16 protein-coding genes are annotated in these 12,303 nt (G+C 62.2%); 15 read left to right on the top strand and 1 reads right to left on the bottom strand.

Annotation, left to right across the window (positions count from 1 at the left end):
* Window positions 1-128 precede the first annotated feature (128 nt).
* The 14 genes from EA472_RS07785 (at window position 129) to EA472_RS07720 (ending at window position 11,536) form a co-directional block, all read left to right on the top strand.
* Window positions 129-848 (top strand): metal-dependent hydrolase, encoded by a 720-nt coding sequence (locus EA472_RS07785; protein WP_124190944.1) that lies wholly within the window; start codon window positions 129-131, stop codon window positions 846-848.
* Between the two features lie 160 nt (window positions 849-1,008).
* On the top strand, window positions 1,009-1,734 hold the full coding sequence (locus EA472_RS07780; RefSeq protein WP_124190943.1) for a helix-turn-helix domain-containing protein: 726 nt from the start codon (window positions 1,009-1,011) through the stop codon (window positions 1,732-1,734).
* A gap of 56 nt (window positions 1,735-1,790) precedes the next feature.
* A complete protein-coding gene (locus EA472_RS07775) occupies window positions 1,791-1,997 on the top strand; it encodes a hypothetical protein (RefSeq protein WP_124190942.1) in 207 nt (68 codons plus the stop codon).
* Between the two features lie 174 nt (window positions 1,998-2,171).
* Entirely contained in the window at window positions 2,172-3,668 is a 1,497-nt protein-coding gene (locus EA472_RS07770; RefSeq protein ID WP_124190941.1) for an HAL/PAL/TAL family ammonia-lyase, read from the top strand.
* Between the two features lie 231 nt (window positions 3,669-3,899).
* Window positions 3,900-4,823 carry an ABC transporter substrate-binding protein gene (locus EA472_RS07765; RefSeq protein WP_165874848.1) on the top strand — a complete coding sequence of 308 codons (924 nt, stop codon included), beginning with the start codon at window positions 3,900-3,902 and terminating at the stop codon, window positions 4,821-4,823.
* A gap of 2 nt (window positions 4,824-4,825) precedes the next feature.
* A complete protein-coding gene (locus EA472_RS07760; RefSeq protein ID WP_124190939.1) occupies window positions 4,826-5,476 on the top strand; it encodes an ABC transporter permease in 651 nt (216 codons plus the stop codon).
* Window positions 5,473-6,480, top strand: coding sequence for an ABC transporter ATP-binding protein (locus EA472_RS07755; protein ID WP_124190938.1), 1,008 nt, complete (start codon window positions 5,473-5,475; stop codon window positions 6,478-6,480). Before EA472_RS07760 ends, EA472_RS07755 begins: the two co-directional genes overlap by 4 nt.
* Window positions 6,473-7,189: an ABC transporter permease gene (locus EA472_RS07750; protein ID WP_124190937.1), complete on the top strand. Its 717-nt coding sequence runs from the start codon at window positions 6,473-6,475 to the stop codon at window positions 7,187-7,189. The genes EA472_RS07755 and EA472_RS07750 overlap by 8 nt, the downstream gene beginning before the upstream one ends.
* Window positions 7,190-7,484: 295 nt before the next feature.
* Window positions 7,485-8,906: an aromatic ring-hydroxylating oxygenase subunit alpha gene (locus EA472_RS07745; RefSeq protein WP_124190936.1), complete on the top strand. Its 1,422-nt coding sequence runs from the start codon at window positions 7,485-7,487 to the stop codon at window positions 8,904-8,906.
* Window positions 8,903-9,412: an aromatic-ring-hydroxylating dioxygenase subunit beta gene (locus EA472_RS07740; RefSeq protein WP_124190935.1), complete on the top strand. Its 510-nt coding sequence runs from the start codon at window positions 8,903-8,905 to the stop codon at window positions 9,410-9,412. The genes EA472_RS07745 and EA472_RS07740 overlap by 4 nt, the downstream gene beginning before the upstream one ends.
* A gap of 23 nt (window positions 9,413-9,435) precedes the next feature.
* Window positions 9,436-9,888 carry a hypothetical protein gene (locus tag EA472_RS07735; RefSeq protein WP_124190934.1) on the top strand — a complete coding sequence of 151 codons (453 nt, stop codon included), beginning with the start codon at window positions 9,436-9,438 and terminating at the stop codon, window positions 9,886-9,888.
* 109 nt (window positions 9,889-9,997) lie between these two features.
* Window positions 9,998-10,393, top strand: a complete 396-nt coding sequence (locus tag EA472_RS07730) for an OsmC family protein (protein WP_124190933.1) — start codon at window positions 9,998-10,000, stop codon at window positions 10,391-10,393.
* An 82-nt stretch (window positions 10,394-10,475) separates the two neighbouring features.
* A complete protein-coding gene (locus tag EA472_RS07725) occupies window positions 10,476-10,976 on the top strand; it encodes a gamma carbonic anhydrase family protein (RefSeq protein ID WP_124190932.1) in 501 nt (166 codons plus the stop codon).
* A 107-nt stretch (window positions 10,977-11,083) separates the two neighbouring features.
* On the top strand, window positions 11,084-11,536 hold the full coding sequence (locus tag EA472_RS07720; protein WP_124190931.1) for a DUF5799 family protein: 453 nt from the start codon (window positions 11,084-11,086) through the stop codon (window positions 11,534-11,536).
* 106 nt (window positions 11,537-11,642) lie between these two features.
* On the opposite strand, the gene EA472_RS22420 is transcribed toward EA472_RS07720, so the two are convergent.
* Window positions 11,643-11,786, bottom strand: a complete 144-nt coding sequence (locus EA472_RS22420) for a DUF7557 family protein (RefSeq protein ID WP_165874847.1) — start codon at window positions 11,784-11,786, stop codon at window positions 11,643-11,645.
* A 133-nt stretch (window positions 11,787-11,919) separates the two neighbouring features.
* Between EA472_RS22420 and EA472_RS07715 the strand changes: the two genes are divergently transcribed.
* On the top strand, window positions 11,920-12,210 hold the full coding sequence (locus tag EA472_RS07715) for a DUF7545 family protein (protein WP_124190930.1): 291 nt from the start codon (window positions 11,920-11,922) through the stop codon (window positions 12,208-12,210).
* Window positions 12,211-12,303: the final 93 nt, after the last annotated feature.

The raw sequence follows: 12,303 nt of genomic DNA, 5'->3' as shown, positions 1-12,303 counted from the left end.
ATTACAGACAGCTGACATAGTTCGGAGCGATTTCGACTCTCCATGAGAAAGGTGGTGACTACGATTCCGGAACGTCTCACCGCTCTCACCCAATTTTAAGTTATCCGCTTTGCAACCGTTGGAACGCTATGGAACTCACCTGGCACGGTCACTCGACGTGGAGCGTTACCGTTGGCGAGACGGACCTGCTGGTCGACCCGTTCTTCGACAATCCGAAGACGGCACTCGAGCCGTCCGCGATCGACAAACCCGACTACGTGTTGTTGACCCACGGACACGCAGACCACATCGCCCACGCTGGCGAGTTCGCCGGGGCGACGCTCGTCGCGACGCCGGAGCTGGTTTCGTTCTGCGAGGAGGAGTTCGGCTTCGAGGACGCCGTCGGCGGAATGGGGATGAACCTCGGGGGGACGGTCGAGTGCGACGACGCGTACGTCACCATGACGCGCGCCGACCACACGAACGGGATCATGACCGAAAACGACGCGAGCGCCGGCATGCCCGCCGGGTTCGTCATCTCCGACGCGCCGCCGGCCGAGTCCGACGAGGAGTCGACGGCGGTCTACAACGCCGGCGACACGTCCCTGATGAGCGAGATGCGCGACGTGATCGGCGATCACCTCGCGCCCGACGCCGCCATCGTCCCCATCGGCGATCACTTCACCATGGGCCCCAAGCAGGCCGCCATCGCCGTCGACTGGCTCGACGTCGATCACGCCTTCCCGCAGCACTACGACACCTTCCCGCCGATCGAACAGGACCCCGAAGACTTTTCGAGTGCGGTCGAGGCGACCGGCAGCGACGCCGACGTTCACCTCCTCGAAGCCGACGAACCGTTCGAACTGTAGAACCTGCGGCGTCGTTGGGGGCGGTCCGATCGAAACGCGGTCGAGCGAGACGACGAACCATCGTGAATCCCGCTCGTTCTGGCGGGAGCGTCCGAGGACTGCGGACGTCGGTTTTTGGCGGCGTAATACCTATACGTTTCAAGGGAAACCGTGCGTGGTAATGAGTTCGAACGAGCTACAGGAGGGCCAGGTCGCATCCGTCCGATTGCGAATTCGGATGGAGGGAGACTGGACGGAGCAGGTCGGTCGATACGACATTCAGGGGGATATTTTCACCGCCAGCCTGGTCGACACCCACTACACCGGATTGATTCGTCTCTACGGGGAGGACGTTGCCAAGGGGATCGAACTCATCAGGGACGCGTCCTACCACGTGCGAGTCGACGTTATCGAACGTGCCCTCGACGTGAAACACAAATATGCGGTTCTCTTCGTCACCGCCGTGTTCGATCAAATGACGCCTTTCCGCATGATTACCGAAAACGAGTATCTGCTCTTCGAACCCTCCTTCTTTCGAAACGGCTGGTTCTATCTCGACACGCTCGTCTGGAACCGAGAGCAGCTCGCGTTCCTCGTCGACGAGTTGGACGAGATCTGTACCGTGACGATCGAACAGATCATCTCGGGGGCCGAGTTTTCGACGCTCCCGAACCCGCTGGCGTGGTCGGAGCTGCTCACGGCACTCACCGACCGACAGATGGAGGTGCTGTCGCTGGCCCTGGAGCGCGGCTACTACGACCAGCCCAGCAAGGTCTCGCTCGAGGAACTCGGCGACGAGATGGACCTGCACAAGTCGACCGTCGGAGAGCACATCAACCGGGCCTCGCGAACGCTGGCGGAATTTATCGTCGAAAACTACCACTCGACCGCCCGGACGAACCATTAACACCCCTATATATCGGGCGGAACCTTTACTCAGACAGCACAGATTCCTACTCACGAATGGTGTCACGCGTCGGTCGCTCGGGTGAACCGAGGAACGCCCGCGACGCTTCTGTCGGCGAGAATCTCCTCGTCTGTGGCGTGTCCACCGGCCCGTTCGAAGACGACTTCGACGACGGGCGCATCGACGGTTTCCGCACGCCGATTTTGAACGCGCCAAAGAGGTCGTCTCCGAGGAAATGGATACCTGCACTCCGGCTCCGATGACGATTGGCCGGAACGCGTTCCGTCGCGGAGTGCGGATCGCGACGTCAGAGCACGTCGACGAAGATCGCCGGACTCCACAGCTTGCGTGGTACGACCGACCCTCGGCGAACGGCCGCTCTCGGGCGGACTCGAGCGGTGGGACCGGGGCACACTCACTCGCCATCGAATATAACTATGATCGAACTAACCGGTGAACTCACGACGCAGGATCTCGTCGCTATCGCCCGCGAGAACGCGGACGTTGCACCGTCCGCGGAGACCGTCGAACGAATGGAAGACGTACGGGCGGTTGTCGACGACATCGTTCGACGCGGCGACTATCACATCTACGGCGTGAATGCGGGCGTCGGCGACCTGCACGGGAAATCCATCTCGCGAGAACGGATTCAGGAGATGCAAGAGAACATCATCGAGAGCACGATCACCGCCGTCGAACCGATCGCGTCGACGGAGGTCACTCGCGCCGCGATGGTGGCGAAGGCGAACACGCTCGCTGCGGGTCGATCGGGAGTGAGACCGGAGATCGTCCACAAGCTGTGTGCGATGTTGAACGAGGGCGTTCATCCGCGAATGTCTCTCGGCGGGTCGACCGACGACCTCACGGCGATCGCACACGTCGGGCTGGTCCTCCTCGGAAAGGGAGAGGCGGAGATCGGCGGAGAGATCGTGTCTGGGGGCGAAGCGCTCGAACGGGCCGGTATCGAACCCGTGCGGCTGGCCCCGAAAGAGGCGATGTCGCTGGTCAGCGGAACGGCCGTTATGACGGGAATGCTGGCGCTCAACGTTCACGATATCGATCGACTCGTCCGGACCGCGGACGTCGTCAGCGCCCTCACGTTCGAACTGGTGGGAGACGCGCCCGAAACGTTCGCCGACCGCGTCAGCGACGTCCGCCCACACGACGGACACGCGACATCTGCGTCCAACGTGCGGGCGCTCCTGAACCGGGACGCCGACGGCTCGTCGCCGAAGATGGTTCAGGATCCGCTGTCGTTACGGGTGATCCCGCAGGTTCACGGAACCGTCCGTTCACACCTCGATTTCGGCCGAGAGACCGTCGACACCGAGTTACGGAGCGCTACGGACAATCCGCTCGTATTTCCGGACGGGAAGATTTACTCCTGTGGTGCGTTCAACGGACAGCCGATCGCGAGCGCGGCGGATTCCCTCCGAAACGTCGTCACCAAACTCGGATCGATCAGCGAGAGTCGAAACAGGCTGTTGCTGCGGGACAAACAGGACGACTTTCCGTTCCTGGCCGCAAACCCTGGCGTCGAGTCCGGGCTCATGATGGTCCAGTACACGTCGAGTGGATTGCTGGCCGAAACGCTCGCGACCGACTCCATCAGCAGCCACTCTGTCACCGTCTCCGGCGGTCAGGAGGACATCCACTCGATGGGGACGATCAGCGCGAGAAAGCTAACCGAAACGGTCGAGACGGTGAGCCGCATGCTGGCGATAGAACTACTGTGTGCAAACCGTCACCACAACCTTTCGGCGGACGGTTCGATGGATCCGGCGCTCGAAGCGGTTCTCGATCACGTTGACGCCGTCGTAGAGGATCCGGTCGCGGACACACCCTCTCTCGACTACATCGCCGCACTGACCGAGCAGATACGGACGGGAACGATCGTCGACGTCGTCGAAGCGAACGGCGTCGAGATCGACTAGGACGGCGCCGAATCGAGTCTGAACGCGGGTTCCGAGCACAAAATGTTTTTCGTGAACGGACGAAAGATTGGCAAAATATCCGATCAACCGTACACGTTCCGAGCGAACGACAAGTGGAATTCATCCTTGCATCGGGACAATCGTGACAGATCGACTTCTGCACCCGCTCACTTTAACTCCCCTCCATGTAGGGGGCAACGATTACTGGAGAGAACCGGCATGAGACACCATATGCCAAACACTGTCTCACGAAGACAGGCGCTTGCGGGGATCGGTGCGAGTACGGTTGGTGCGAGCGTTTCGGGATGCCTCGGGATGTTCTCCGGCGACGCGATCGGAGTTTCCTCGAAGGAGTTTTCCGAACAGTTCATTCTCGCGAACATCAGCAGAGAACTCCTCGAGGCTGAGGGCCACGACACCGAGGACAACACCGGACTCGGAGGCACGATGGCCAATTTCGAGGCCATGCGAAACGAGGAGGTCGGAGTGTACTGGGAGTACACGGGAACGGCCTGGCTGAACATTCTCGAGGAGGACGAACCGATCGACGATCCCGATCAGCTGTACCAGGAAGTCGCGACGGCGTACGAAGAGGAGTACGATATCGAGTGGCTCGAGCCAGCACCGTTCAACAACACGTACGTCATCGTATCGAACGACGAATGGGTATCGGAGTCGGGCGTCACGGATCTCGAGGAGCTAGCGGAGTACGCCGAAGCAGGCAATACGGACTTCAGCGTCGGAATGAATCCGGAAATCGAAGAGCGCGAAGATGGGTGGGCCGGCATTCCGGAAACCTACGAGTTCGAAGAGAGCGCGGACGACATCGAGACCGTCAACATGGACCTCGGTCTGGCGGTACAGGCCGTCGACGAGGGAGAGGTCGACGTCGCCTTCGCGTTCGAGACCGACGCCGAGATCGAACGGTACGATCTCGAGGTGATCGAAGACGTCCGCAATCATTTCGTCATCTACAATCCCGCGCCAAACGTCCGCCAGGACGTGGTCACAGACGAGATACGGGAGTCGTTCAATTCGGTCACCCCGGAACTCGACGCAGAAACGATACGGGGGCTCAACGGCCGCGTCTCGATCGACGGAGAGGATCCGGAAAACGTCGCACGTGACTACCTCGAGACGAACGGCCACATCTGACGATGGTCAGTCTCGTCGAAACGGTCGAGTGGATGGGGGCGAACAGCGACGTGTTGGTCCGGCAGTCGATCCAGCACCTGTCTATCGCACTGACTGCTCTCGTGATCGGAATCGTCCTGTGGGTGCCGACAGGCGTTCTCGTCCGAAACAACGAGCGGGTCTCGCAGGTACTTCTCGGTGCGTCCGGTATCGTGCTGACGATTCCCAGCCTCGCGCTGTTGCCACTGTTGATTCCGTTCTTCGGTATCGGGGAGGCGCCGGCGATCGTCGCGCTGGTGTTGTACTCGGCGCTCCCGATTATGCGAAACACGGTCGTCGGAATCGCGGAAACCGACGGCGCGATGAAAGAGGCCGGCCGCGGTCTCGGGCTAACCGATCGGCAGTTGCTCGTCCGGGTACAGTTACCGATGGCGTATCCGGTCATCATGGCCGGGATACGGCAGGCCACCGTCCTCTTAATTGCCATCACCACGGTCGCGGCCTACTTCGGTGCGGGAGGTCTCGGTCGATCGATCTTTGCGGGTATTAGACTCGCCAACGCGGATCAGATCATTGGTGCCACCATCGTGCTCTCCGCACTGGCTATCGTCCTCGATTACGGTCTCGCGACCACGGTACGACTGCTTCCCAACAGCGAGGTTATCGACACATGAGCCACGATACAGCAACCGAAACCGCTTCCAATTCGATCGCGTTCGAAAACGTAACCAAAGTGTACGACGACGGAACCGAGGCGGTGACCGACGTTTCGTTCTCGGTTTCGAGCGGCGAGACCGCCACACTCGTCGGTCCATCCGGCTGCGGAAAGACGACGACCATGAAGATGGTCAACGCGCTGGTCGAACCGACCACGGGTACCGTCTCCGTCGACGAGACGCCAGTCTCCGAGTACGATCCGATCGAACTCCGTCGAAAGGTCGGATACGTTATTCAGGATATCGGGCTGTTCAAGCACATGACGATCGAGGAGAACGTCGGCATCGTTCCCGACATCGTCGGATGGTCGGACGACCGAATCGAGAACCGGGTGACCGAGTTGCTCGAGCTGGTGCGTCTCGACGACGACGTCCGGACAAAATACCCGCAGGAACTCTCGGGCGGCCAACAACAGCGCGTCGGCGTCGCGCGTGCGCTCGCTGCTGAACCCGAAGTGATGTTGATGGACGAGCCGTTCGGGGCTCTGGATCCGATCACGCGCGAACAGCTCCAGAACGAGTTCCTCGACATCCAGGCGGGTCTCGACGTGACCATCGTCTTCGTCACCCACGACATCGACGAGGCGCTGAAGATGGGCGACAAGGTCGCGGTGTTACAGGACGGGGAGCTTATTCAGTACGATCCACCAGCGGAACTGCTTCGCAACCCGAACAACGCCTTCGTCGAGTCGTTTCTCGGAGAAGACCGCCAGTTAGCACAGTTACAGACCGTCGCCGTTCGAGAGGTCATGGGTCCGGCGAACGAGGCCCCCACAAACGACGGCGGCACGCCGCTATCGCCGGACGATACGCTCCGTCTGGCCGTCCAGAACTGGCTCCGAAGCGAGACGGACGTCGTTCCGGTCGTCGAAGACGGAACCGTCGTGGGATCGCTCTCGGAAGTCCACATCAGGAGCATCTTCGACGGCCGGTCACGAGCCATCGAGGAGAACCATGTTTGAACCGGCTGTCGGGTCCGCCGTCGAGGCGGCGATTCCGCTGTTGCTGACTGGATGGATCGAATACATTCTCGAGAATCCCGACCAGTTCGCAGTGATGCTTCGCGAGCACCTTCAGATGGTCGTGATCGGAGTGACGGCAGCCATCGCCGTCGCGGTTCCGGCTGGCATCGCAGCCACTCGCCACCCGACGGTCGGGTCGGCCGTGATGAACATGGGAGCGATCGCCCAGACGGTGCCGCCGCTCGGGGTCATCGCGCTCACGTTCGCGTTCCTGGGCGTCGGACCGCGGCCGGCTATCCTCGCCCTGTTTCTCTACGGACTGTTACCGATCCTGAAAAACACGGTCGCGGGCATCCAGAACGTCGAAAGCGCACAGGTCGAGGCGGGTCGAGGGATGGGAATGACGTCCCTGCAACGGTTGTGGCGGATCGAGCTCCCGCTCGCGCTACCGGTCATCATCGCGGGTATTCGGACGACCATCGTCCTGAGCGTCGGCATCGCCTACCTCGGGGCGTTCATCGGTGCTGGCGGCCTGGGTCAATGGATTATTCTCGGCCAACAGCGGTACGCGAACGAGATTCTCCTGGCCGGTGCCATTCCGGGTGCCATCCTCGTGATCCTGCTCGACCAAGCGTTCGGCTGGCTCGGAGCCCGGATCGGTCCCACGGAGTCCTCGGCGGACGATCGAACCCAGACGACCGTGGCGTGACTACCCCTGCCACCTCGCGAGCCTTCCGTGGCTCCGTTCGGGTTGGGAATCCGACGTCCAGTGACGCTCCTGAGAAACGGCCGATCCAGTCGAGACGGACAGTAAACCGCATCAGAGGGCGGGTACACAGCCGACGTCGAGCGAATCCATCGACCGAAGACACTACCTCTCGGTGGGAGAATTGACTTTCGTCGGCTCGGGCTCGATCGCTCCGTCCCGGCGGAAGGCGGTTTGTACACCCCTACACGTAGGGAGCAACCTTTACTCGAAACAGTCGGCTATCCACGAGTAAATCATGGGTGACACTAGCAATCAGGTGTCCGGCTCTCGAGACGTCCGGGACGTCGTCGAGGACGTCGGCAGGGTGGCCGAAACCGGAGAGGTCCCCTCACGAATACACAACGACCGGGAGATTCACGAGGTGGAACTCGAGCGAGTGTTCGGCGAGATGTGGGTGTTCGTCGGCCACGTCTCGGAGATACCGGAGCCCGGTGACTACGCGAAGCGGTACGTCGGTGATAGCCCGTTCATTTTCGTTCGCGACGAAACCGGCGAGATTCGGGTGCTCTTCGACTCGTGTCAGCACCGTGGGACGACAGTCGTTCGTGCCGAGCAGGGAAACACCAGTCACTTCCGGTGTCCGTACCACAACTGGACCTACAAGAACACTGGCGAGTTGGTCGGCGTTCCCTACAAAAACGAGTTCTACCAGGAGCTCGATACCTGCGAACACGCTCTAGAGTCCGCGACACAGGTCGATAGCTACCGCGGACTCGTCTTCGCGACCATCTCGGAGAGCGCTCCGCCGCTCGAGGAGTACCTCGGCGATTTCACCTGGTATCTCGATCTGAACCTGGGGTTCGTCGAAGACGGGTTCGAGGTCGTCGGCGAACCGATCCGATGGGAGATCGACACGAACTGGAAGATCGGGGCCGACAACTTCACCGGCGACTCCTACCACACCCTCGCGACCCACAAGTCCGCGATGGACCTCGACATCTTCCCGCCCGAACTCTCCGCAACCGGGGCAGAGCGCGCTCCGGCCGACGTGACGAACTGCAGCGGTCACTCCTGCATGCTCGCGTATCTCGAGAACGGAACCCTCACCGGCGGATATCCGCCGGAGGTCTTTTCGGCCGACGGACTGTCGGCCGACCAGTTCGAGATCGCCAGGGGACTCGTCTCGAGCGTCGGGACCGTTTTCCCGAACCTGTCGTTCCTGCAGATGAATCTCAACGCCGATCCCGACGACCGAGAGGTAACCGCCTTCCTCAATCTCCGAAAGTGGCAACCGCTCGGACCGAAGAAGACCCAGCTCTGGAACTGGATACTGGTTCCGCGGACGGCCTCCGAGGAGTTCAAAGAGCGAGCCTACGACACCGGAATCGCGACGTTCAGCATCTCCGGAAGCTTCGAGGTGGACGACTTCGCGGTGTGGGACGGCATCGCCGAAGCGGCCGGCAGTACCTACGTGAAAAAACACCGGTCGACGTCGAACTTTCAGATGGGAGTCGGCGAAATGAGCGACTCGGCGGACATCTCCGAGGAGTGGCCCGGTCCCGGCGACGTCTACGACACGAATCTCGAGGACGGAACGATGCGGACGTTCTACCAAAGCTGGTACCGAGCGATGACACACCGGCGAATCGACGCCGAGCGAGAGGACGCCCCGTCCAAACGCCGAGACCGCCGACCCAATCAGGAGGAACGGCGATGAACGACGAGCACCTTCTCACGCTCGAGTGTCGGCAGTTTCTCGTAACGGAGGCGGAGCTTCTGGACGATCACCGTCTCCACGAGTGGCTGGAGCTCCTGACAGACGACATCGAATACCGGGTGCCCCGCCGCGTGATGAGAGAACGAGGAGCGGAGGCGTCGGAGTTCAGCGACGACGGGTTTCTCTTTCGCGACGACAGGGGGACGTTGCAGACTCGGGTGGAACGATACGATAAGGAGTACGCCTGGGCCGAAAACCCCCCGTCCCGAACGCGACGAATCGTCGGTAACGTTCGGCCCGTCGAACGTGCCGACGACGACGTCACCGTCAAAAACAACGTCATCGTCTACCGGAGCCAGGGCGACGACGCCGACCACGATCTCATCACCGGCGAACGAGAGGACGTGCTCCGTCGGAACGACGACGGCGAGTTTCGGCTGGCTCGTCGAACCGTGCGCCTCGACCAGACCGTTCTCCCGACAAGGAACCTCTCGATTTTCCTATGACTCGGCTCTCGACTGACGGTTTGGTGACCACCGAAACCCTGACGACGGTGACCGAACGCGGCGTCAGCGTCGTCGTTAGACGGATCGAGACTCCCAGAGGGGAACGTCTCGAGTTGGACGTCGAGGGCGACGAGGCGACGAGCCGACTGGACGCAATCGCGCTCGAGTGTCTCACGTGGCAAAAAGAGGAAGCGTTCCTCGCGACCGTTCGCGAGGGAAACGGATCAGTACCGTCCGACGGACGCGCGGTCAAACGCGACCTGGAGGCGAGCTCTCGGTCGGAGCTCACACGAATCACGAACGAGTTCAGCCGGGTCGACGTCAGCCGGGTGATCGCCGGCGAGCGCGAGTTTCTCGAGGTGCGGGCACCGAAGCTCGGACGGGCGATCGCGTTGAACGCGGGTGCGCTTCGATCCGTGGGTCGGCTCGATCAACGGGCGTTTACGGAGCTTCTGGCCGAACATCTCAACGGCTGATCGTCGACGATCGGCGCAGGATCCGGAGGTTCGAATCCGATCGCGTGTGAGCTCGCGATCCGCCGGGAGAACAACGTTTACGTCGCCGGCTGTAGTCGTCTCGACTGCCATGTCGAAACAGGTCACCACGATTTCCGAGGAGGGGTTCAGCGCCACGAACGAGGTTCGCGAGTTCGAGACACTCATCGACGCGACCGGCGAAGAGGCGCCCGACACCCTCGAGGCGTTGCTGTCGGCGTACGCGACGTGCTACGTGCCGGCGCTGCGGGTCGGCGGACAACAGCGCGGCGTCGACGAGCTCGGACGGATCGAGATCGAGTCGACCGGCGAACTCAACGAGGACGACAAACTCGAGTCCATCTCGTTCGACGTTCACGTCGAAGCCGACGTCGACGACGAGACGGCCGACGAGGTCGTCGAGCGAGCCAACGAGCTGTGTAAAGTCCACGACGCGCTGAAGTCGTCGCTGCACGCCGAGATCGGCGTCGAGGCGGACGCGTTCTAGGAGCGTTTCATCTTTCGATCGATGGTCGACGACTCCCGCCCCGAGAGATAGCTTCAAGGGGGCGCTCGAACCAGAAGGAGGCATGTTACGTTCGTTCGAGGAGACCGAGCCGCGGGTCGCGGAGTCGGCGTACGTCGACGAGGCCGCGGTGGTCATCGGGGACGTTGTCGTCGAAGAGGAGGCGAGCATCTGGCCGAACGCGACCGTACGCGGCGATCACGGAACGATCGTGATCGGCGAAGCAGCAAACGTCCAGGACAACGCCGTGTTACACGAGGACGCCGAACTCGGCGCTCGCTCGACCGTCGGTCACAGCGCGATTGTCCACGGCGCGACCGTCGCCGAAGGGGCGCTTGTCGGGATGAACGCGGTCGTTCTCGACGGCGCACACGTCGGCGAGGGAGCCGTCGTCGCGGCCGGCAGCGTCGTCACGGCGGGCAGTCACGTTCCGTCGGCGACCCTCGTGGCCGGCTCGCCCGCCGAGCCAAAAGGAGACGTCGACGATCCCGCCCTCGAGGCGACGGCGGACCGGTACGCCGAACTCTCGCGGCGGTACGCCGACTCGTCGGAGCGCCTCGAGTAGGCACCGTCGCCGCGAGCGACCGAAGCGAATCCGCACGGCGACGATTCGGCCCCGTCGGACGTCGACGAGGGGAAACCCTGATACCGTCACCGGCCCAACCGCCACCCATGAGCGACTCGTCTTGGAGCGATCGGATCGTCGGGGAACGAATGACAGTCGACCAGGAGTTCTCCTCGCGGATTCAGAGTTCGGAGTTTTCCAACCAGCAGTGGAGTCTGGTCATGACCGCGACCACGTTCGAGATCGAAAACCCGGACGACCCCGAACGAGCGCGGATGGTTGCCAACACGGATCAGGTCGACCAGATCATCCCCGAACTCGAGAACGTCCAGGCGGGGATGGGCGCGATGGCCGGCGAATCCGGTGGATCCTCGTCGGGCGGCGGAATCGTCGACTCCATCAAAGGCGCGCTGGGACTCGGCGGCGGTGACGACGACCACGAGGCGCAACTGAAGGAAGCCGAACGGCTCACCCAGGAGTACGCCGACGAGCTACAGGCACGACTCGAATCGAACGGCCGCTGGGACGCGGTTCGTGAGGCTGCGGCCGACGAGGAGTGATCGTCGCCACGCGCGATCGACGACTCACACGATCTGTCGCCAGTCGTTACCGGTGGGACCGCGAACCGTCTTCGGTTACATCGGCACGGTGGTACGGCAATTCGTCTCAGTCGCCGGCGCGAAACAGCGTCAGCTCGCTCGTCTCGTAAATGTTGATCAGTTCGGTGATTAGTTCGTCGTAGGACTCGTCCTCGATTTTGAGGGCGTCCAGTCGCTGGATCGTTTCTTCGTCGAGTTCGACGCTGGGCATAGTCGTCGCTACGTCGTCGACGCGCAAAAGCGCGAGGGTGGGCGCTTTCGATTCGGTAGCGACCGTCGCTCGAATCGGACGGTCACCGCGGCGAGTCACAGCACCTTTAGGGACGCTCCCCGACCGTACGGGTATGTCCGACGACGTAGAGACGACCACGTTCTCGATCGAATCCGAAAACGGCGCGGCCGACGACGTCACCGTACCGGCGGGGCTCGTCGACCTCCTCGCGGAGGGTGACCAGACCGAAGCCGAAACGGTCGGCGACATCGTTTTACTCTCGCTCGCGAGTCGCGCACACCACCTCGTCCACCACGACCACGGGGCCGACGAGGATCTCGAGGCACAGGAAGCGCGCGTGATGGACCTCTTCGAGGAGCGCTTCGGCATCACGTTCGGGGAGGCGACCGGACACCAGCACTGACCGGAACGCAGCCCGAAAGCCGGTAGCGACAGCCGACGCTCAGTCGGGTACACCCGCCGACGGAGCCGCGGGCTCCTCGTCCGACTCGACGGC

The organism is Natrarchaeobius oligotrophus, from assembly GCF_003841465.1.
Taxonomy (GTDB): Archaea; Halobacteriota; Halobacteria; order Halobacteriales; family Natrialbaceae; genus Natrarchaeobius; species Natrarchaeobius oligotrophus.
The sequence above is the reverse complement of the archived record's forward strand: the minus strand, read 5'-3'. Positions and strand labels throughout refer to the sequence as shown.